At 65.4% G+C, this 19,571-nt stretch carries 17 protein-coding genes; 6 read left to right on the top strand and 11 right to left on the bottom strand.

Going from position 1 to position 19,571, the window contains the following annotated elements; all coding sequences use genetic code 11:
* The first annotated feature begins 3 nt into the window (after positions 1–3).
* A complete protein-coding gene (locus C8K14_RS13245; protein ID WP_233251075.1) occupies positions 4–960 on the top strand; it encodes a PEP-CTERM sorting domain-containing protein in 957 nt (318 codons plus the stop codon).
* 283 nt (positions 961–1,243) lie between these two features.
* On the opposite strand, the gene acnA is transcribed toward C8K14_RS13245, so the two are convergent.
* The 5 genes from acnA to C8K14_RS13265 all read right to left on the bottom strand — a co-directional run bounded on the left by acnA (position 1,244) and on the right by C8K14_RS13265 (position 7,137).
* Positions 1,244–3,913: an aconitate hydratase AcnA gene (acnA, locus tag C8K14_RS13250; RefSeq protein ID WP_107717001.1), complete on the bottom strand. Its 2,670-nt coding sequence runs from the start codon at positions 3,911–3,913 to the stop codon at positions 1,244–1,246.
* Between the two features lie 748 nt (positions 3,914–4,661).
* The gene (locus C8K14_RS22395) at positions 4,662–5,402 is read right to left on the bottom strand and encodes a hypothetical protein (protein ID WP_133726813.1); all 741 of its coding nucleotides are present in this window, start codon (positions 5,400–5,402) and stop codon (positions 4,662–4,664) included.
* A gap of 127 nt (positions 5,403–5,529) precedes the next feature.
* Positions 5,530–5,916, bottom strand: a complete 387-nt coding sequence (locus C8K14_RS13255; protein ID WP_107717002.1) for a type II toxin-antitoxin system VapC family toxin — start codon at positions 5,914–5,916, stop codon at positions 5,530–5,532.
* Positions 5,913–6,146 carry a type II toxin-antitoxin system Phd/YefM family antitoxin gene (locus C8K14_RS13260; protein ID WP_054132407.1) on the bottom strand — a complete coding sequence of 78 codons (234 nt, stop codon included), beginning with the start codon at positions 6,144–6,146 and terminating at the stop codon, positions 5,913–5,915. Before C8K14_RS13260 ends, C8K14_RS13255 begins: the two co-directional genes overlap by 4 nt.
* 94 nt (positions 6,147–6,240) lie before the next feature.
* Complete coding sequence (locus tag C8K14_RS13265; RefSeq protein WP_028657750.1) at positions 6,241–7,137, bottom strand: DMT family transporter; 897 nt, start codon at positions 7,135–7,137, stop codon at positions 6,241–6,243.
* A 222-nt stretch (positions 7,138–7,359) separates the two neighbouring features.
* Between C8K14_RS13265 and C8K14_RS13270 the strand changes: the two genes are divergently transcribed.
* Positions 7,360–8,847, top strand: coding sequence for a L,D-transpeptidase family protein (locus tag C8K14_RS13270; protein WP_107717003.1), 1,488 nt, complete (start codon positions 7,360–7,362; stop codon positions 8,845–8,847).
* Between the two features lie 83 nt (positions 8,848–8,930).
* Here C8K14_RS13270 and C8K14_RS13275 read toward each other — a convergent pair whose 3' ends face one another.
* Genes C8K14_RS13275 through C8K14_RS13285 form a run of 3 tightly spaced genes read right to left on the bottom strand, consistent with a single transcriptional unit; the run spans position 8,931 to position 11,688 of the window.
* The gene (locus tag C8K14_RS13275) at positions 8,931–10,385 is read right to left on the bottom strand and encodes an SPOR domain-containing protein (RefSeq protein ID WP_133726814.1); all 1,455 of its coding nucleotides are present in this window, start codon (positions 10,383–10,385) and stop codon (positions 8,931–8,933) included.
* Positions 10,386–10,405: 20 nt separating this feature from the next.
* Positions 10,406–10,927 (bottom strand): hypothetical protein, encoded by a 522-nt coding sequence (locus C8K14_RS13280; protein ID WP_107717004.1) that lies wholly within the window; start codon positions 10,925–10,927, stop codon positions 10,406–10,408.
* Positions 10,928–10,944: 17 nt separating this feature from the next.
* On the bottom strand, positions 10,945–11,688 hold the full coding sequence (locus C8K14_RS13285) for a ParA family protein (RefSeq protein WP_062787618.1): 744 nt from the start codon (positions 11,686–11,688) through the stop codon (positions 10,945–10,947).
* A 252-nt stretch (positions 11,689–11,940) separates the two neighbouring features.
* On the opposite strand from C8K14_RS13285, the gene C8K14_RS13290 reads away from it, so the two are divergent.
* Both C8K14_RS13290 and C8K14_RS13295 read left to right on the top strand, forming a co-directional pair.
* Positions 11,941–13,125: an SPOR domain-containing protein gene (locus C8K14_RS13290; protein ID WP_107717005.1), complete on the top strand. Its 1,185-nt coding sequence runs from the start codon at positions 11,941–11,943 to the stop codon at positions 13,123–13,125.
* 45 nt (positions 13,126–13,170) lie between these two features.
* On the top strand, positions 13,171–14,436 hold the full coding sequence (locus C8K14_RS13295; RefSeq protein WP_107717006.1) for a DUF418 domain-containing protein: 1,266 nt from the start codon (positions 13,171–13,173) through the stop codon (positions 14,434–14,436).
* On the opposite strand, the gene C8K14_RS13300 is transcribed toward C8K14_RS13295, so the two are convergent.
* Positions 14,408–15,055 carry a TIGR02281 family clan AA aspartic protease gene (locus tag C8K14_RS13300; protein WP_133726815.1) on the bottom strand — a complete coding sequence of 216 codons (648 nt, stop codon included), beginning with the start codon at positions 15,053–15,055 and terminating at the stop codon, positions 14,408–14,410. The two genes, C8K14_RS13295 and C8K14_RS13300, sit on opposite strands and share 29 nt — an antisense overlap.
* Before the next feature lie 192 nt (positions 15,056–15,247).
* Between C8K14_RS13300 and C8K14_RS13305 the strand changes: the two genes are divergently transcribed.
* Positions 15,248–16,027, top strand: a complete 780-nt coding sequence (locus C8K14_RS13305; protein WP_107717008.1) for a L,D-transpeptidase family protein — start codon at positions 15,248–15,250, stop codon at positions 16,025–16,027.
* Positions 16,028–16,086: 59 nt separating this feature from the next.
* Positions 16,087–16,296, top strand: coding sequence for a hypothetical protein (locus C8K14_RS13310; protein WP_107717009.1), 210 nt, complete (start codon positions 16,087–16,089; stop codon positions 16,294–16,296).
* Positions 16,297–16,674: 378 nt separating this feature from the next.
* Here the strand turns inward: C8K14_RS13310 and C8K14_RS13315 are convergent, their stop codons facing one another.
* Both C8K14_RS13315 and C8K14_RS13320 read right to left on the bottom strand, forming a co-directional pair.
* Positions 16,675–17,406 carry a sigma-70 family RNA polymerase sigma factor gene (locus tag C8K14_RS13315; RefSeq protein ID WP_107717010.1) on the bottom strand — a complete coding sequence of 244 codons (732 nt, stop codon included), beginning with the start codon at positions 17,404–17,406 and terminating at the stop codon, positions 16,675–16,677.
* A 54-nt stretch (positions 17,407–17,460) separates the two neighbouring features.
* Positions 17,461–19,569 (bottom strand): flagellar biosynthesis protein FlhA, encoded by a 2,109-nt coding sequence (locus tag C8K14_RS13320; RefSeq protein WP_107717011.1) that lies wholly within the window; start codon positions 19,567–19,569, stop codon positions 17,461–17,463.
* Positions 19,570–19,571: the final 2 nt, after the last annotated feature.

The raw sequence follows: 19,571 nt of genomic DNA on the forward strand, positions 1-19,571 counted from the left end.
AGGATGGCATTGGCAAAACTGGCGGCCTGCGCGGCAGGCGGCGCAGTTCTGGGCGGGGGCGCGGTGCACGTGTCCGAAGCGCCATCGACCGGCGAGATTCACCACACCAAGCCGATCAAGATCAAGCAGGCCAAGCCCCGCCGCGTTGTGCGCCGCGCGCCGCCGCACGTGGTGCACCGCCAGCGCAAGATCGTCACCACGGCCACCACCAAGGTGTGCGATCCGCCGCAGCAATATGCCATGGCGCCGGTGCCCTACATGGCGCCCCTGCCGCCCCAGGCGCAGGGCGGCGGCGGTGGCGGCGTTCCGGTGGTGATCGGCGGCGGACCGGTGGGCGGCTTTGGCGGCGGGTTCTTCGGCGGCCTCTTTGGCGGCAGCGGCGGTGGCGGTGGCAACGTGGTGGTATCCTCCACCAGCACTGGCTCCACCTCTACCTCGGGCGGCTCAAGCTCGACCTCCGGCGGATCGACCTCGACCTCGGGTGGCTCGACCTCCACGTCGAGCGGCAACGTCTCCACCTCCAGTGGCAATGTCTCGACCTCGTCGGGCAGCGTATCGACGTCCTCGGGCAGCGTTTCCACCTCGAGCGGGAACGTGAGCACCTCGTCCGGCAATGTCTCGACCTCTTCCGGCAACGTCAGCACCTCGTCCGGCAACGTGTCGACCAGTTCCTCGACCTCGACCTCGTCGGGCAATGTCAGCACGTCGTCCTCGACGAGCAGCAGCACCTCCTCGTCGACGTCGTCCTCCACCTCCTCGTCGACCTCCAGCTCGACGAGTTCCTCCAGCTCCACCAGTTCGTCCAGCTCCACCTCGTCTTCGTCCAGCGGATCGACGAGCAGCGGGACGACCACTGGCGGCACCGACGTGCCCGAACCATCGATGGTTCTGCTGTTCGGCGCCGCAGCCGCCGCGCTGGTTGCACGCCAGCGCTGGGGCCGGAGCCGCAAGCCGGCTTGAAACACGGTCAAGCCCGGTTCTGTCGGGCTCCACGGAAGGGGCGGTCTTCGGGGGGAGGCCGCCCCTTTTTCGTGGGCTTAATGGCCACTCCACCACCGCTTCGCGGTGGTCCCCCTCCCCATCAAAGATGGGGAGGATCTTGGTTATCCTCCCTGCCGCAGGCGGGGAGGGGGACCGCCGGCATAGCCGGTGGTGGAGGGGCATTTTCACCCCCGCACCAACGAAAAAGGGCGGCCCCGGTGGGAGCCGCCCTTCTTGCATTCCGGCGTGATGCCGGCGGCGATCAGGCCGCCAGCTTGCGCAGCACGTAGTGCAGGATGCCGCCGTTCTTGAAGTATTCCAGCTCGTTGGCGGTATCGATGCGGCACAGCGCATCGAACGTGAACGTGCTGCCATCGGGGCGCGTGACCTTGACGGTCACGGTCTGGCGCGGCTGGAGATCGGCGACGCCTTCGATGGTGAAGGCATCGTCGCCGGTCAGGCCGAGGCTCTGGCGGGTCTGGCCATCGAGGAACTGCAGCGGCAGCACGCCCATGCCGACGAGGTTCGAGCGGTGGATACGCTCGAAGCTTTCGACGATCACGGCGCGCACGCCGAGCAGGTTGGTGCCTTTGGCCGCCCAGTCACGCGAGGAGCCGGTGCCGTATTCCTTGCCGGCGATGACCACCATCGGCGTGCCATCGGCCTTGTACTTCTGCGCCACGTCATAGACCGCGCCCACTTCGTCGCCATAGCGCGAGAAGCCGCCTTCGGTGCCGGGGACCATTTCGTTCTTGATGCGGATGTTGGCAAAGGTGCCGCGCATCATCACTTCGTGATGGCCACGGCGCGCGCCATAGGAGTTGAAGTCAGCCTTGGCGACCTGGTGATCCTGCAGCCACTTGCCCGCCGGGCTATCGGCCTTGATCGAGCCGGCCGGCGAGATGTGGTCGGTGGTGATCGAATCGCCCAGGATCAGCAGCGGCTTGGCGCCGACGATGTCGGACACCGGGGCCGGCGTCATGGTCATGCCTTCGAAGTACGGCGGGTTGGCGACATAGGTCGACCCGGCGCGCCACGAGTAGGTTTCCGAACCCGTCACGTTGATCGCCTGCCAGTGCTTGTCGCCCTTGTAGACGTCGGCATAGCGGGCCTGGAACATTGCGCGGTTCATCGCGCCCGACATGACCGAGTGAACCTCGGCGTTGGTCGGCCAGATGTCCTTGAGATAGACGGCGGCGCCGTCCTTGCTCGTGCCGATCGGGGTGGTGGTGAAGTCTTCGACCACCGTGCCCTTGAGCGCATAGGCGACAACCAGCGGCGGCGAGGCCAGGAAGTTGGCGCGCACGTCGGGGCTGACGCGGCCTTCGAAGTTGCGGTTGCCCGAGATCACCGAGGCGGCGACGATGCCGTTCTCGTTGATCGCCTTGCTGATCGGCTCGGCCAGCGGGCCGGAGTTGCCGATGCAGGTGGTGCAGCCGTAACCGACCAGGTTGAAGCCGATGTTGTCGAGGTGCGACTGGAGACCGGCCTTTTCGAGGTAGTCGGTCACCACCTGCGAGCCCGGTGCCAGCGAGGTCTTGACCCAGGGCTTGGGCTTGAGGCCCAGCTCGTCTGCCTTCTTGGCGACCAGGCCGGCCGCGATCAGCACGCCGGGGTTCGACGTGTTGGTGCAGCTGGTGATGGCGGCGATCACCACGTCACCGTCGCCGATGTCATGGTCCTTGCCGTCGACGGCCACGCGCGACTGGGTCTTCTTGTAGACTTCGCCCAGATCCTGGTTGAACACGTCGTCCACCTGCGGCAGCTCGACCTTGTCCTGCGGGCGCTTGGGGCCGGCGAGCGAAGGCACGACGGTCGACAGGTCGAGTTCGAGCGTGGAGGTGAACACCGGCTCGACCGAAGGATCGATCCAGAAGCCCTGCTCCTTGGCATAGGCTTCAACCAGCGCGATCTGGTCTTCATCGCGGCCAGTGAGGCGCATGTAGTCCAGCGTCTTTTCATCGATGCCGAAGAAGCCGCAGGTGGCGCCATATTCGGGCGCCATGTTGGCCAGCGTGGCGCGATCGGCCAGCGTGAGGCCAGCCAGGCCCGGGCCGAAGTATTCGACGAAGCGGCCGACCACGCCATGCTTGCGCAGCATGTTGGTGGCGGTCAGCACGAGGTCGGTGGCGGTCACGCCTTCCTGCAGCTGGCCGGTGAACTTGAAGCCCACCACTTCGGGGATGAGCATGGAAACCGGTTGGCCGAGCATGGCCGCTTCGGCTTCGATGCCGCCCACGCCCCAGCCCAGCACGCCCAGGCCATTGACCATGGTGGTGTGGCTGTCGGTGCCGACGCAGGTGTCGGGATAGGCGACCAGGTTGCCGTCCTGGTCTTCGCTGGTCCACACCGTCTGGGCGATGTGCTCCAGGTTGACCTGGTGGCAGATGCCGGTGCCCGGGGGCACGGCGTGGAAGTTGGAAAGCGACTTGGAACCCCACTTGAGGAAGTCGTAGCGCTCGCCATTGCGATAGTATTCGATCTCGACGTTCTGTTCGAACGCCTTGGGGTGGCCGAATTCATCGACCATAACCGAGTGATCGATCACCAGGTGCACGGGCACCAGCGGGTTGATCTTGCTGGTGTCACCGCCCAGCTTGGCGATGGCGTCGCGCATCGCGGCCAGATCTACCACGCAGGGCACGCCGGTGAAATCCTGCAGCAGCACGCGCGCCGGGCGGTACTGGATTTCCGCGCTGCTCGACGGGTTCTGCTGCCAATCGACCAGGGCCTTCACATCGTCGGCCGAAACGGTGAAGCCACCGTCCTCGAAGCGGAGAAGGTTTTCCAGCAGCACCTTCATCGAGAAGGGCAACCGCGAGACATCGCCGAACTTTTCGGCGGCCTTCTTGAGGGAGTAGTAGGCGACGTTCTTGCCGCCGACGGTAAGCGTGCTGCGCGTGCCGAGCGAGTCCTGTCCGACCTGGGTCATGGCTAAGCGAAATCCTCCTGCCGTTTGCGAGGGACCGCGGGCGCGAAGGCCGCTACCTGTTCCGGGGGCAAAGCCCATGTCCGGGGGCAACGAAAGCCAGCGGGCCTCTCGTGAACGGCGCCGCGATGCGCTGTCAGGACCGACTCGTCAAGGGCGGGAAATGGCTAAATTTGCGGGATTTGGCTTATTGCGACGCAATAGCAGAAGTATTGTCTCGCGTGGGGTGCAGTTCGTCGATTTGGGGGAGTGCGCGGAGGTGAGCACGGAAAATCTTGGCGCCTCCACGTACAGCTGGTCAAACGCGTCTTGTGATGCTTCGCCACCCCAGGGCGATGCAGCGGTGGAGGCAACTACAGGCGTTTGTTGGGTCGTAGGATCACATGAAGCAGTAATTCTCTCGATGGTTATCCGCTGGAGGTTTTGGCGCTAGTCATTGGCTTCAAAACGCTCCGTCCGAGATTGGTGGCGGCCATCTCTTATTCTTGATAATGTAACGGCGGCCGGCCACCCTGCGGATCCAGTGACGCCGCTCAAGGGATGACGCCCGCCGCGCAAAACAACGTTTCAGATCCCCCATGAAATGCCTGATTAGCAACCACTCGAGTTGGCTGCGCCTCGTAAACTTTGATCTTGGCGGGGACACACCAGATGCCAACACGATCAGGACGTTCCGTGAACGGCTGGCCAATGCCGGACGCTCGACACACTACTTGCAGCTTTCGACCGCCAGTTTTTAAATTAGACAGAGCTAATTTGAGGTCAAGTTTTTACGGTGCGTAGCCATCCCATCACGTTCCAATCCGTAGAAAATTGAAAAATATCCCTTTGTGATATCAAAAAGAGTTTTCACTGTTTTTTCCGAAAATTCTAGACCAACAACGTTACCACTCACGGTAGAGTAAAATCCAAAATGATCCTCCTTAGGATACATTAGACATCCAACGGATGTGCCCATACCACGTTCTAAACTCAATCCCAGATTTACCATAGCTTCACTAGAAATATTACGAGTTTGCTTTGACAGAGATGAATTAAATTCGTGCGGATGACACAAGGAATTTCTCAACTCACGAATTCCAGGAAATTCATTCTTAAAATTATTAAGATGAGCTTGGCGCAATTTTTTACTTGCTATATCTGAAATATTTTTCGAGCTATTAATTATTTCATTGTTTGCCGTAAAAATCAAAACTCCGTATTCGTTCAATTGAATCACCACCTCCCTTGCCATCATTACCAAATAATTATGAAAATATTGCCGATATTTATGTATTTCAAAAACATCACTTAGTTTTTTACTTAAATTTAAATTCAGTGAATTTCTGTGCGCTCTATATTCACACAATATCCACCACAATGTAGATACAATATTTATCATACTATCGAAATTTTTTGTGAGAAATTCTATTTCCTCGAATTCCTTATCGCTAAAAAGCTCTGGATTTATCGAAGGTCTATAAATATAGAGATTTTTTACCTTCTCTTCCATTTTTAAAATTCCTCCGGAATATTTACATAAATATTTTCCATAATACAATATCGCTAATTTCAAAGATATTTATGCTTAATGGCCGCCACGGATCAAAAATCTTGGTTAAGCGGGAAAGTAACCCTCCCTACCAGATCCGCTTCACGGCGAAGCCATCGAACAGCGCCTCGTTCGACACCAGCGTCATGTCCTCGACCTGGGCCTGGGCGATCAGCAGGTGGTCAAACGGATCTTCGTGGGGGATGTTCATTTCCCCCGCAAGCCGGGCGTGGCGGACGCTGATCGCCAGTTCGGCAAAGCCCTGGCCGGCGACAATCGCCGCGAAATCCTGCGCCAGCAGGGCTGCACCGGGCAGCTTGCCGATGCGGAACTTGGTGGCCGCTTCCATAGCGGAGGCCGCGCTGACGGCAATGGTATTGGCCTCGTCGGCGATGGCTTCCTGGGCGCAGCGGCTCAGTGCCTCGTCACCGGCCGGCCACCAGATCAGTGCATGGGCATCGAGCAGCAGCCTCAAGCGAGGTTCCACCCGCCGAGTTCATCGTCCGGCAAAGGCTCGTCAAACCGCGCATCCAGGGCGATCTGCCCCTTGAATGCGCCGAAGACGCGACGACCGCGCGGCTCGACCGGCACGAGGCGCACCACCGGCACATTGCCACGGGCTATCACCAAGTCACCACCTGCAAGCGCTTCGGCGATCAGGCGGGACAGGTTGGTCTTGGCGTCGTGAACCGAGAACTGCGCCATTGGCGATCTCCTTAGCCATAAATATAGCTAAGTGCGCCTAGCCCAGCAAAGGCCACTCTTTCCGCACTGCCGCCGTGTCAGCGCAGCAGGCACCCTACATCGGCTCGGGATGCGGATCGCCGCGCCGCGCCGCCAGGATGCAGCCGGCCACGATCAGCGTAACGCCGGCGACCGTGCCACGCGTCACCGGTTCGCCAAAGGCGACATAGCCGGTGATCGCGGCCCAGATGAACGCGGTGTATTCCAATGGGACCAGCACCTGTGCCTGGGCGCGGGCATAGGCCCAGGCCATCAATAGCATGGCGATCACCGACATGATCGCGCCGGCCACCACCAAGCCCCAGGCGAGCGGGGTGGGCCATGTCGTCCATGCCAGGGCGATGGGTGAAAGGGACGTGGCGGTCACCAGGCTTTGGTAAAAGGCGACTTCGACCGGGCTGGCCACTTGCGCCTGGCGGCGCTGGAGCACCAACGTCGTCGCATAGAGCACGGCAGAGGCCAGAATTTCGACCAGGCCGCGCCAGGCGCCCGGCCCGGGAGCCGCGCCCAGTTGATCCCTGGCGATGACAGCCACGCCCACCAGCGCCAGCAACGAGCCCATCACCGCGCGGTGGCTGACGCGTTCGCCCAGGGTCAGCGCGGCCAGATAGAGTGCGATCAGCGGCGCCAGGAATGACAGCGCCATGCCCTGCGCCAGCGGCATGCGCACCACGCCATCGAAGAACAGCACCCCCATGCCCGCCGTGACCACACCGCGCAGCACATGAAGCCGCAAGATAGCCGGGGGCGGCAAACGCCCTTTCCGGTGCAGCAGCGTTTCCCGCAGCCAGAACGGTGCCACGACCACGGCGCTGGCCGTGCTGCGCCAGAACACCGCAACAAAAGCCCCCAGCATGAGCGAGGCGCCTTTCATGGCGCCGTCCATCACGCTGAAAAAAACAAGGCCGATCAACGTGGCGATGATCGGCAGGAGCGGGCGCGGCGTATGCATGGGCGGCGCATAGCCGAGTGCCGGCCGATTGGCTATCATCGCGCCAATGCGTTTGGCGGAAACGATGAACCGTGTTTATCGTTTGGAAGGAAAAGCAGCCATGTGCATGCCTGATTCAGCTTGGCGAAAGCCTCGCTGCTTGATTGGCGGTGGGGCATGGGGCAGTAGATGAACCGTGCACCACGTGCGTGCAACCGAATGGCAACAGGGAATTTCGAACCGATGACCCCCCGCAAGACCTGGCCGCAGCGCCGCAACCGTGCGCGTCTTTTCGGCGCGACGACGCTGGCCATGGCGCCCCTGGTTGCCACGTCGCTGGTTGTTACGCCCCTGCTGGCCACGCCGGCCCTTGCCCGCACGCAGGACAGCAAGGGCCCGGTGGACCTGACCGCGCAGGCGCAGCAGCCGGCGCCCCCACCGGCCAAGGTGCCGCCGGCCAAGCTGCCCGCGGCCCCCGCTGTCAGCCCGGCTGTCCCGCCCGCGCCCGGCGCGGCCGTAGCCTTGCCCGCGCCGCCCCCTGCCCTGCCCGAGGTGGAAGCACCGCCACCAGTGGCGGTGTGGACGCTGCAGGATGCCAAGGACCTGCTTTCGGCCATTCGTGGCATCGGCAGCGAAGGCCTGTTTGCCCGCGATTACCAGCCCGCTGCGCTGGCCGCCGCGATCACCAAGGGTGAAGGCGACGATCTCAACCAGCTGGCCAGCAAGCTGTTCGTGTGGCTGGCCGAAGACCTGCGCGACGGGCGCACGCCGATGACCGCGCGCGAGCAGTGGTTTGCGGTGGACCCCGACCAGGACCTGCACCCCAATTCGGCGCTGCTGGCCCAGGCCACCGAAACCCACGACGTGAAAGGCACGCTGCGCGCGCTGCTGCCCACGCACCCCGACTATGCCCTGCTGCGGCAGCTGTTGCAGACCACCAAGGAGCCGGCCAAGCTGGCCCTGGTGCGCGCCAACATGGACCGCTGGCGCTGGCTGGCCCATGACCTGGGCCTGCAATATCTGATGATCAACGTGCCCGAGCAGATGCTGCGGCTGACGGTGAACAACCAGATCATCACCACCTATCGCGCCATCGTGGGCAAGCCGGGCAAGACCGCGACGCCGCAGCTGGCGGAAATGGTGGAGAACGTGGTGTTCAACCCCACCTGGACGGTGCCGCAGTCGATCGTGAAGGGCGAAGGCCTGGGCGCCGATCTGCTGGCCCACCCGGCCAAGGCCAAGCGCATGAACTATGCCGTCAAGCAGCTGTCTGACGGCACGATCCAGGTGGTGCAGCAGCCGGGCGAGAGCAATTCGCTGGGCCGCGTCAAGCTCGACATGCCCAACGAGTTTGCCATCTATATTCACGACACGCCCAACCGGAACCTGTTCGCCCAGGAAAACCGCGCACTTTCGCACGGCTGCATCCGCGCCGAACGCGCCACCGAACTGGCCATGACCATGGCGATCCTGGGCGCCGACCTGCCCAAGGAAACCGCGGTGGAATACAACCTGTCGGGCAAGTACACCAAGGTGCCGATGACCAAGCCGTTCCCGGTCTACATCACCTATTTCACCGTGGCGCGCGATGTGAACGGCGTGATGCGCAGCTTCAAGGACATCTATGGCCGCGATCCGGCCGTGCTCGCCAGCTTTGCCCAGCCGCGCCAGCTGCACACCACGCAGCGCAAGAGCAACGAAGCCGTGATCAAGCTGGACAACCCGCTCTAAGCATTGAGCAGGCCAGACGGTACAAAACGAAACGGCGGCGAATCATTGCTGATTCGCCGCCGTTTTGCGTGTGTGGGGTGTGATCAGCGGCGGTTGCTGGCAAAGCGGATAGTGGGGGCCATGCCGGGCTGGTTGGCCACGGGATTGGCCAGCACGATGCACACGCCGCCCTTGGCCTTGACCGAGCCGCACAGCGAGCGCGCCGGGCTGGCGCTGGCAAAGCCGGCGGCCTGGGTGCGCCAGAACTGCTTGCCGTTGACGACTGCGGCGGTGATCACCGGGCGATAGCCCTTGAGCGCGGGATTGATCGCCAGGTAATGGCGCCAGGCGCGGTGCGCACCTTCCTGCGTGGAAAAAGCGCCGAGCTGCACCAGGTGGGTGCCAGCCGGCATGGCCGGCGTGCGCGCGGCGAGCGTGGCCACGCGGGCCTGGGCCGCCTTGGCCACCAGGGCAGGCGCACGATCGGCGCGATCGGCGGGGCGCAGGCGGCCGGTGATGACCGGAGCGGCCGCGTGGGTGGTGCCGGGGCGCGGGGCGATGGCCCAGGCCGGCACGTTGGCGCTGGCGACGGCCGAGGGAGCGCCTGACGCGGACGACGGCGGCATGTCGATCGCGGCGAGCTTTTCCGCCGTGGGCGCGGCGCTGGCATCGGCCACCTGGGGCTGGGCCGCGCCATTGTCGACCGCGGGCAGTTCCTGCGCGGCAAAGCTGGCGAGCACCGGAGCCTGTGTCGCGGCGGGCGGGCTGGCCGGCGTGGTGCCGATCGCCGCCTGTGCCGTGGCGGCCTGGGCGGCTTGCGCCACGGCCTGTCCGGCACCGGCGGCGGGGAAATTGGCGAGGGCGAGCGCGGTGGGCTGGCCTTCGTCTTCGATCTGGCCGGGCACGCCGAGCACGCCGGCGACGCGCAGGCGCATGTTGCCCGGATCGTTGAGCTGGGCCCACTGCGCCATGCGCGCGGTGAGCTGATCGGCGGGCACGTCCTGCGCGGCCATGTCGCGCGCCTCGCGCCAGTGGCCGGCCATGGCCATGGCATAGGCCAGGTTCTGGCGGGTCTTGGGCGTATCATCGCCGCCGCGCACCGCGCCGGTCAGCACCTCCACCGCCTGGTCGGCATGGCCGGCCAGCGCCAGGGCAAGGCCATAATCGGCCACTGGAATCTGCTGGCGATGGGTGCCGAGCGTATCGACCGCGACATCGGGATGGCCCAGCGCGATATCGGTCAGCGCCAGGCTGAGCGCGACTTTGCCGTCATCCTGGCCCAGTTCCATCGCATCGTCATAGGCCTGGCGCGCCGCCACGAAGCGGCCGGCGCGCAGATAGGCGCTGCCCAGCAGCATGCGATAGCCCGGGTTGCGCGGATCGGCCAGGACCGCCTGCTCTGCCAGGGCGACGGCCTTGACCGCTTCCCCCCCGGTCAGCGCCGATTGCGCGCGGGCGGCGGACTGCCCCGGATGGACCGAGCCCTGGGCACAACCGGCGACGAGGCCGGCGGCCAGGGCCGTGGTGGCCAGCGAGAGGATCATGCGATGGGACATCATGGGCGTTTCCCGCAAAAGCATCAGCGCGGCCGCCGCAACGGGGCGGCGCGCGTGGAGGGCAAGGGTTCGGATTGAGGCAACTGGGCCAGCACGTCTTCAAGGCCGGGCGTGGCATCGACCAGGCGATCAAGCGCCTCGATCAGCAGCGCCTGGGCACTACGCCGCTCGGCCGTGCAGCAGGCGCGCAGCAGGGCATGGCGGCGCGGATCGAGCCGCAGCGTGAAGGCGACCTTTTTGCCGGGCAATTGTTCCACATCGAGCGCGGCGCGGCGGTTGGCCGCGACCTTGCGGTCAAGCACCGCCGAAAGCTGGGCGATCTGGCGCAGCACTTCGGGGCGGCTGTCATCCTCGCCGGCCTCTTCCAGGGCGACGACTTCGGCCAATGGCAGCGCGGGCTCGGCGTCAGGCACGATGGCCGCGTCGGGTTCGATGCCGGCCCAATCGAGCGAGACATGGCTGCGCATCGCCGGACGTGCGGCGCCCTTGCGCGCCAGCAGCGATCCGGTGAGCGAGGCAAATGGCTTGGTTTCAGGCGTGCCCATGGTTGCGTCTCCCTCGCTCACGAGCCGGCCACGCGGCGCCCGAAGGTGCCGACCGGACGCGGCGCAGCGCCGCCCAGCGCGCGCACCGGGGCCATGCCGGGCTGGCTCTGCTGCGGCACGGCAAACACGGTGCGGCGGAAATTCTTTTCCAGGCGCTCGGAGATATAGCTCCACAGCTGCGCCACTTCGGCGGCAGAGCGACCGGTGGGATCAACTTCCATCACGGTGCGCCCGTCGATCATCGAGGCGGCAAAATCGGTGCGATGGTGCAGGGTGATCGGCGCGACAGTGCCGTGTTGCGACAATGCGACGATCGCCTCTGCGGTGATGCGCGCCTTGGGCGTGGCGCCGTTGACGGCAAAGATCAGCGGCTTGCCCGCGCGCTCGCAGAGGTCGACCGTGGCGCCCACGGCGCGCAGATCGTGCGGCGAAGGACGCGTGGGCACGACGATGAGTTCGGACAGCGCGATCACCGACTGGATCGCCATGGTGATCGCTGGCGGAGTATCGATCACGGCCAGCTTGAAACCCTGCTGGCGCAAGACCTGGAGATCCTGGGCCAGGCGACCCACGGTGGTCTGGGCAAAGGCGGGAAAATCAGCCTCCCGCTCGTTCCACCAATCGGCCAGGCTGCCCTGGGGATCGATATCGATCAGCACGACCGGCCCGGCACCGGCGCGTTGCGCCTGCACGGCGAGGTGGCCGGACAAGGTGGTCTTGCCCGATCCCCCCTTTTGCGAAGCCAAGGCCAGTACGCGCAATGTGTCCCCCTGAGGCTGGCGTGCGATCAGGCCTGAGGGATTCGCAGATTGCGCTGAAATTTTGGTTAACACCCCCGGTGTTTCCGGGGCCTGGGGCAGCGCCCGGCCATGGTGTTGGCAAAATGCCACGTAAGCGCACGCGGGCGCATCAAGGCGATGACGCCGGGGGAAAACTTGTTTACCATTTTCCGCGCAAGAGGCCTGAGGGAAAGCCCGCAGACGACCTGCCCTGGCAAGAGATTCGCGTTCAACATGATCACGCCGCGCCCCAAGACCGCTTCGCTTCGCGCCATGGCCACGCTGGCTGCCGTGGCCGCCCTGTTTCCCACGCTGGCCTGGGCCGATGTGCGCGACGGGGTCAATGCCTGGTCGCGCGGGGATTATGCCGGGGCGGTGCGGCAGTGGCAGGGGCCGGCCGCCAAGGGCGACGCCGATGCGCAGTTCAACATGGGCCAGGCGGCCAAGCTGGGCCGCGGCATGCCCAAGGACATGGCCAAGGCCGAAGACTGGTTCCACAAGGCCGCCCGCCAGGGCCATGCCCGCGCCGCCGACAACTATGGCATTCTGCTGTTCCAGACCGGCCGGCAGAGCGAGGCGCTGCCCTGGCTCACCGCCTCGGCCGATCGCGGCGAGCCACGCGCGATGTATGTGCTGGGCGTGGCGGCGTTCAACGGCGATTTCCAGCCCAAGGACTGGGTGCGCGCCTATGCCCTGATGACGCGGGCGGCGGCCGTGGGCCTGCCCCAGGCGATCGAAAGCCTCAAGACGATGAACCAGGTGATCCCGCTGGAACAGCGCCAGATGGGCGCATCGCTGGCGAGCGACCTGGAAACCCGCACCAGCGACCAGCGCTCCCGCGAATTGGCCGCCGCCGAACTCGGCGTGAGCGCTCAAGCCACCGATGGCGCCCCCGCCGGCACGATGGCCGCTGCTGCGCCGGTGCCCACCCGCGCCGCGCCCGCCGCGCTGACCCCGGTTGACCTGCCGCCGGCGCAGACTGGCGATGGCACCATGGCGACAGCGCCCGGCCGCGTGATGGCCGGCGCCAGCTATGCAAATCCGGTAGAGGTGCCGCGCGCATCAGTTGCCGCCGCCACCGCGCCCCGGCCCAAGCCGGCGGCGGCTGCCGAAGCAAAGCCTGCGCCCAAGCCCGCGCCAAAGCCGGCACCAAAGCCGGCTGGCGCGCCACGGCCCACTACCACGGCAACCGGCGCCTGGCGCATCCAGCTGGGTGCCTTTTCGCAAAAGAGCAATGCCGATGGCCTGTGGGCGCGCGTGCGTGGCCGGGCCGAACTGGCCGGGCACCCGCGCATCGACCTGGCCGAGGGCAAGATCACGCGGGTTCTGGCGGGGGGCTTTGCCAGCCAGGCCGAAGCCGCGCATGCCTGTGCCACGCTGAAAGGCGCCGGCGTGGATTGCATCACATTGAAGCCCTGACGGTTTGGTCTTTCCGGCAGGCCGCGCGCGGTGCATGGGCGCGGTATGACCACGCCTGATCCAGCCCCCCTGGCGCCCCTACCCCGCATCGCCGCGCTGGACTTCCTGCGCGGCTGCGCCGTGCTGGGTATCCTGGCGATCAACATCACCGGGTTCTGGGGGCCGCAAATGGCCAGCCTGAGCCCGGCGCTACCCCAACTGGATAGACCGGGCCTGATCTGGTTCATGATCAGCTACCTGCTGTTCGATGGCAAGATGCGCGGCCTGTTCACTCTGCTGTTCGGGGCGAGCATGGTGCTGTTTGCGCAAAGCGTGGAGCGGCGCGGGTTGTCGCCCGATACCATGCAGGTGCGCCGCCTGCTGTGGCTGCTGGTGTTTGGCTATCTGCACTATGCCCTGCTGTGGTGGGGCGATATCCTGTTTGCCTATGCGCTGTGCGGCTTGCTGGCGCTGGCGCTGCGGCGGCTCGATCCGCTGCCGCTGCTGGCAATCGGCGTGCCGGTGCTGGTCTTGGCCCATGCCTTTGATGCGCTGGCCGCGCTGCCGGCGATTGCCGGGGAACAGCGCGTGCTCTTCGGGATCGGCACCCCGGCAGACCGCGCCGCCGCAGCCGAGATCGCTGCGCGTGTGGCGCAATCGCTGGCGGCCGACACGCGGGTGCTCCATGCCGGCTGGATCGAGAGCGTGGGCTTGCGCACGCTGGTAACGCCAGCCTTCCCGCTGACCGCCACGCTCAACACGTTCAGCGAGACCTTTCCGCTGATGCTGATCGGCATGGCCTTGTTCAAAAGCGGCTTTTTCACCGGGCGCTGGCCGCGCGCGGCGATGCTGGGCCTGGCCCTTGGCGGCGTGGTGCTGGGCGGCGGCGCCACCGTGGCGCTGGCGCTGTGGGCCGATCGCAGCGGTTGGCCGGCACAGCTGACCTTTGCCGTGACCACCGACATGGCCGCCCTGCCCCGGCTGGCGATGACGCTGGGCTATGCCGCCGGGCTGCTCTTGGCCTGGCCGGCGCTGTCCCGCCGGGCGCCTGGCCGCGCGCTGGCGGCAGCGGGCCGCTGCGCCTTTACCAATTACCTCGGTACCAGCCTGATCATGAGCGCGCTGTTCTGCGGCTGGGGCGCGGGGCTGGGTTGGGGCAATGCCCATGCCGTGCCACGTGGCAGCCTGCCGCTGTTCGTGATCCTGGGCTGGGCGATCATGCTGGCCTGGCCGCAAGCCTGGCTGGCCCGCTTTGGCCAGGGGCCGCTGGAGCGGCTGTGGCGCCGCCTGACCTTTGCGGGCGTTATACGGTCTGCGGGTGGCGCGGGGTAAGGATCAGCACGCCTTCTTCCACCCGCCAGCCTTTGAGGCGGTTGAGGAAATTCATGCCCAGCACGTTGAGGCCGCCGGTCGTCTCGCTGACGATCACATCCATGTGGCGCGCAACGATCGAGCCGAACTTCAAGGTTTCCACCCGCGCGGTCTGTGCTTCCACATCGCCGTTGGCAGTGTGCATCACCACAGGCAGGCGCAGCGGATCGGCCGCAATCCCCGCCTCGCTCGCGCCTTCGGCCGACAGCGTGGTAATCGTTGCGCCGGTATCGACCATGAAGCGGGTGCGGGTGCCGTTGACGTTGGCCTCGATCCAGTAGTGTCCGTCAGCCGCCAGTGGCACGCGCACTTCGCCGCCCGAAACCTGCGCTTCGGGCAGGCCGATGCTGGGCATGAAATGGGCGAACGAGGGATCGAGATGGACGAAGCGCAGGCATGCCACGGCAAACACGCCGAGCAGCACGAGATTGCCGAAAAAGCGCATGAGCCGCGCCAGCCCGCCGCCGCCCAGCCCCGCCAGGGTGACCAGCACCATCGCCACCAGCGCTGCCGCAAGCAGCGGCGGCGGGCTGGTAAGCCAGGGCGGCAGGGCGCCAAGCATGTGGCCGGGATCGATCATCACCCGCCTTTTGCCACAGCCAACCTTGCCCCAAGCTGAAAACGCATGCGCGCGGTCGCCATGCCGTAACGCTTGGGAAACCACGGTGATTTACGATAGAACCAAGGCTTGTCCCTGGGCGGGACAGGCAGCCCGGCGCGCTGGCGACAGTCGGCGCGAACGCTATTATCCGGGGCGAAAGGAAAATCTGGCATGGCTGGCAAGCCGGCATGGTGGCGCAAGGCGCTGTGGCCGAACGGAAAAGACGGGTTTAAGACCAGGCAGGGCCGCCAGGCTGCGTGGCGCTGCCTGGCGGTGCTGGGTGCGGGCACCTGTGCCACGGGGCTGGCCATGCTCCTGGCGTTTCATGTGGGCCAGGACCTGGCCCGCAGCCTCGCTGGCGGGGATGACGATGCGCCCCAGGCCCTGCCGACCGCGCTGGCCGAGGCGGCCCCTGCCCCGGCCGCGCAGGCCGCTACGCCGCCGGCAGCGGCTGCGCCTGCCGTGCAGACCCCGGCAGCCGACACGCCGTTCGTGGTCAAATCCGTGCTCAAGATCGATGGGCCGATCCGCTTTGGCCAGTTCTATTGGGATGAAAGCCAGGGCCAGGCCGGCCCGGTGGTGATCACCGTGGACCTGACCGCCCGCGTGCTCTCGGTGTTCCGCGATGGCCACGAGATCGGCGCCACCGCGATCCTAAAGGGCTATGGCGACAAGCCGACCCCGCTCGGCGTGTTTCCGATCACCCAGAAGGACGCAACGCACGTGTCCAACCTCTATGACGCGCCGATGCCCTGGATGCTGCGCCTGACCAACGATGGCGTCTCGATCCACGGATCAAAGGTGGAAAAGGGCTATGCCACCAACGGTTGCGTGGGCGTGCCCGACGAATTTGCCAAGCGCCTGTTCAAGGTGGCGAGCCTGGGCGACAAGGTGATCATCACCGACGGCAAGCGCCTGGGCCTGGGCGGGTCGATCAATCCTGGGGCTTAGGTGGATGGGCGAGGTCGCGCGCCATTGCTGATGGGGAGCCGACAGGATAATGTTCCGGCATGCCAATAGTGGAAGCCTTTGATCACGAAGACGCCTTGACACCGCTGTTCACGGCGGAGTTCGATTTCCTGCCGCGCAAGGGAGAATACCTCTCAATCGATGCGTCGACGGGATATTTCACATACTATAATGTTGTCGAGATTTGGCACCGACAGGACTGCAAGGGCGGTGCTTTTCGTGCGTGCATACGCCTTGAAGTTATCGACTGATAAAGCGCTCTCGTTCAACCACTTGTATTCCATTCCACCGTGATAACCGCGCAGGCGGGAATGACGAAGTGGGAGGGAGCACGGGCAGCTTGCGATCCATGCAGGCTGCGCCATTTGCGCTCGATCGGCTTAACCGCGCCCGCTGGTCCGTCTCCATTAAATCCACACGAAGACACAAAGACACGAAGGCGGGATGAAGACGTCTTTCTTCGTGTCTTCGTGGCTTCGTGTGAAATCATCTTGGCACCAGGTCGCGATTTGGCGGCAGCGTAAGGCTTGAAGAAGAAGCTGGACCCCGGATCAAGTCCGGGGTGACGAGGAATAGGACGGTCGTTTGTGGAATGACCGTCACTGGTGATCCCCCTGGCGGGGAGGCGATCACAGCACGTCGAACCCGCTGCCCAGGCCCCCGCGCAGTTTGTCGAGGGCCTGGGCCTTGAGCTGGTGCACGCGCGGGACGGATACTTCCAGCACCTGGGCGATTTCCGCGAGGTTCAGTTCTTCCACGAAATAGAGCTGGATCACCAGTTGCAGCCGCTCGGGTAGCGCGGCGATGGCCTTGGCTACCAGTTGGCGGCTTTCACTGTCGGCCAGCTGGGCAAAGGCATCGGGGCGATCGTCGGCAAAGGCGCTGTCGCTGTCGGAATAGGCGTCGTCGATCGCCTCGATCCGCACCGGCTCGCTCGCCGCGCGCAGGTCGGCCAGTTCGGTGTCGGTCAGCCCCAGGGCGCGGGCCAGTTCGGGCTCGCTGGGCATGCGGCCCAGTTCCATGGTCAGCTGGTTGGTCTTTTCGCGCAAGGTGCGCCGCCGATCGGACGAGGTGCGCGAAAGCGGCATGGTGCGCCGCACCAGATCGACCATCGCCCCACGCACCCGCAGCTTGGCATACGCGGCAAAGCCATCTTCGGTGGGGCCGGAATGCTTTTGCGCGCATTCGGTCAGCGCCACCAGGCCCGCCTGGACCAGATCATCGACATCCACCCCGGAATGGCCAGACCCGTGCACATGCCAGGCCAGGCGGCGCACCATCGGCAGGAACCGGCGAATGCGATCGGCGGTATCGTCACGATAGGCACGCGAGGCGGCAAAGCTGCGGTGATCGTGTTTCATGGCGTCTCGTTTTCTTTTTTGAAGACCAGGAAGAGGCAGGAGCGGGCGCCGCAATCACGCCGCCAGGGCGGGTTGGAGCGGCGGCGGCAGCTGCGGCGGCCCGGTCGGCGTCTCCTCGCCGATCACGGCAACCACCTCGATCGGCTGCGTCGGTGGCAGTTCGGCGATCGACAGCACCACGCAACCCGGCGCGCGCTGCCGCATCAGCGCGGCCAGCGCCCGCCGCGCGCGCGGCTGCACGATCAGCGCCGGCGCAATTGCGCCAGGGCCGCGCTGGGTGACAATGGCGTTGACCCGTTCGCCGATAGTGCGCGCCAGGTCTGGCTCGATCACCGGCTGGCCAGTGACCGGATCGTGCATTCCGCCCACGATCATCCCTTCAAGCTGGCCCGACAGCGTGAGCACGGGCAACCGTTCGGTGGGGCCACAGACCCGCGCGACGATCAGCCCGCCCAGCTCGGCCCGCAGCAGATCGACCAGCTTGTCGTGATCGGTGGTCTGCAGCACGGCCTGGCTCAGCGCGGCCAGGATCGGCATCGGATGGGCGATGGTCACCCCGTCTTCGAGCAGGGCGTGGAACAGGCGGGTGAGCGCGGCGAGCGAGAGCGGCTGCGGATGCAGCGTTTCGATAAGGCCAGGCGCGCGATCGCGCACCGCCTCGAGAATGGCGCGCACTTCATCGGGGCCGAGCAGCAATTGCGGCCGTTCACCCAGCAACTGATTGAGGTGCGTGGCGATGACCGTGCTGGCGTCCACCGTCAGGAAGCCTTCGGCGATGGCCTGATCGCGCAAGTGGTTATCGATCCACAGCGCCGGGCAGCCAAAGCTGGGATCGCGCGTTGCCTCTCCGATCAGGCCATGATCGCCGCGCGCCTCGCCGGCGTCGATCGCCAGCACGCGATCGGCGCGCACCGTGGCCCCGCCCAGCGGCACCCCGCCCAGCATGATGCGATAATCGTTGGGGCCAAGGTCCAGGCTGTCGCGCACGCGGAACTGCGGCACGACGAAGCCGAACGCCTGGCTCAACTGCTTGCGCACGCCGGTGATGCGGGTGACCAGCGGCGAACCGCGCCGCTCGTCCACCAGGTGGACCAGGCCATAGCCCAGCTCGATAGTGACCAGCGTATGGTCGCTGACCTCTTCCAGGGTGATGCGGGCCGGATCGCTGGGCGGCGCTTCGGGTTCGAGCACGGGCTCGGGACGGCGGGCGCGCTGGCGCAGGGCCCACCACAACCACCCGGTGCCGGCCGCAGCGGGCAGGAACACCGATTGCGGCATCGCGGGAATGGCGCCGATCGCGCCAAGGATGATCGCCACCGGCAGCCAGGTGGCGGGATTGGCAAACTGGTGGCCGATCTGGCCGGCCAGATCGCGGGCATCGGCCACGCGGGTGACGATCACCGCCGCCGCGATCGACAGCAGCAGCGAAGGCACCTGCGCCACCAGCGCATCGCCTACCGCCAGAGTGATATAGCGCTGCGCTGCCTCGCCAGCGCTCAACCCGTGGGTGATCATCCCCAGGCAGAAGCCGGCGATGATATTGACGCCCAGGATCAGCAGCGCGGCAATGGCATCGCCTTTGACGAACTTGCTGGCGCCGTCCATCGCGCCATAGAAATCGGCCTCGGTCGCCACTTCGCGGCGGCGGGACTTGGCTTCATCGGCGCTCATCAGCCCGGCGGCAAGATCGGCATCGATCGCCATCTGCTTGCCCGGCAAGGCATCGAGGGTGAAGCGCGCCGACACTTCTGACACACGGCCCGCGCCCTTGGTCACCACCACCAGGTTGATGATCATCAGGATCATGAACACGAACAGGCCAACGGCGAAATTGCCGCCGACCAGGAACGCGCCGAAGGCCTCGATCACGTGGCCAGCGGCGGCCTCGCCCTCGTGGCCCCGCACCAGCACGATGCGGGTGGACGCGACGTTGAGCGCCAGGCGCAGCAGCGTGGCAAACAGCAGGACCGAGGGGAACGAGCTGAAATCGAGGGGCTTTTCGGCATTCATCGCGGCCATCAGGATCGCCACCGACAGCGCGATGTTGACCACGAAGAACACGTCGAGCAGCACCGACGGCAGCGGCACGATCATCAGCACGATAAGCATGAGGATGCCGGCCGGAAGGGCCATGGCACCGGGCGAGCCAAAACGCTTGAACATGA

It is taken from the genome of Novosphingobium sp. GV079, assembly GCF_003058045.1.
Taxonomy (GTDB): domain Bacteria; phylum Pseudomonadota; class Alphaproteobacteria; order Sphingomonadales; family Sphingomonadaceae; genus Novosphingobium; species Novosphingobium capsulatum.

What these genes read in the sequence shown, in the direction of transcription:
- C8K14_RS13320 (WP_107717011.1), bottom strand. Translation starts at nt 19,569, where the DNA reads ATGTTCAAGCGTTTTGGCTCGCCCGGTGCCATGGCCCTTCCGGCCGGC.
- C8K14_RS13275 (WP_133726814.1), bottom strand. Translation starts at nt 10,385, where the DNA reads ATGATGTCCCATCGCATGATCCTCTCGCTGGCCACCACGGCCCTGGCC.
- C8K14_RS13315 (WP_107717010.1), bottom strand. Translation starts at nt 17,406, where the DNA reads ATGAAACACGATCACCGCAGCTTTGCCGCCTCGCGTGCCTATCGTGAC.
- C8K14_RS13260 (WP_054132407.1), bottom strand. Translation starts at nt 6,146, where the DNA reads ATGGCGCAGTTCTCGGTTCACGACGCCAAGACCAACCTGTCCCGCCTG.
- C8K14_RS13270 (WP_107717003.1), top strand. Translation starts at nt 7,360, where the DNA reads ATGACCCCCCGCAAGACCTGGCCGCAGCGCCGCAACCGTGCGCGTCTT.
- C8K14_RS13265 (WP_028657750.1), bottom strand. Translation starts at nt 7,137, where the DNA reads ATGCATACGCCGCGCCCGCTCCTGCCGATCATCGCCACGTTGATCGGC.
- C8K14_RS13280 (WP_107717004.1), bottom strand. Translation starts at nt 10,927, where the DNA reads ATGGGCACGCCTGAAACCAAGCCATTTGCCTCGCTCACCGGATCGCTG.
- acnA (WP_107717001.1), bottom strand. Translation starts at nt 3,913, where the DNA reads ATGACCCAGGTCGGACAGGACTCGCTCGGCACGCGCAGCACGCTTACC.
- C8K14_RS13310 (WP_107717009.1), top strand. Translation starts at nt 16,087, where the DNA reads ATGCCAATAGTGGAAGCCTTTGATCACGAAGACGCCTTGACACCGCTG.
- C8K14_RS13245 (WP_233251075.1), top strand. Translation starts at nt 4, where the DNA reads ATGGCATTGGCAAAACTGGCGGCCTGCGCGGCAGGCGGCGCAGTTCTG.
- C8K14_RS22395 (WP_133726813.1), bottom strand. Translation starts at nt 5,402, where the DNA reads ATGGAAGAGAAGGTAAAAAATCTCTATATTTATAGACCTTCGATAAAT.
- C8K14_RS13290 (WP_107717005.1), top strand. Translation starts at nt 11,941, where the DNA reads ATGATCACGCCGCGCCCCAAGACCGCTTCGCTTCGCGCCATGGCCACG.
- C8K14_RS13305 (WP_107717008.1), top strand. Translation starts at nt 15,248, where the DNA reads ATGGCTGGCAAGCCGGCATGGTGGCGCAAGGCGCTGTGGCCGAACGGA.
- C8K14_RS13295 (WP_107717006.1), top strand. Translation starts at nt 13,171, where the DNA reads ATGACCACGCCTGATCCAGCCCCCCTGGCGCCCCTACCCCGCATCGCC.
- C8K14_RS13300 (WP_133726815.1), bottom strand. Translation starts at nt 15,055, where the DNA reads ATGATCGATCCCGGCCACATGCTTGGCGCCCTGCCGCCCTGGCTTACC.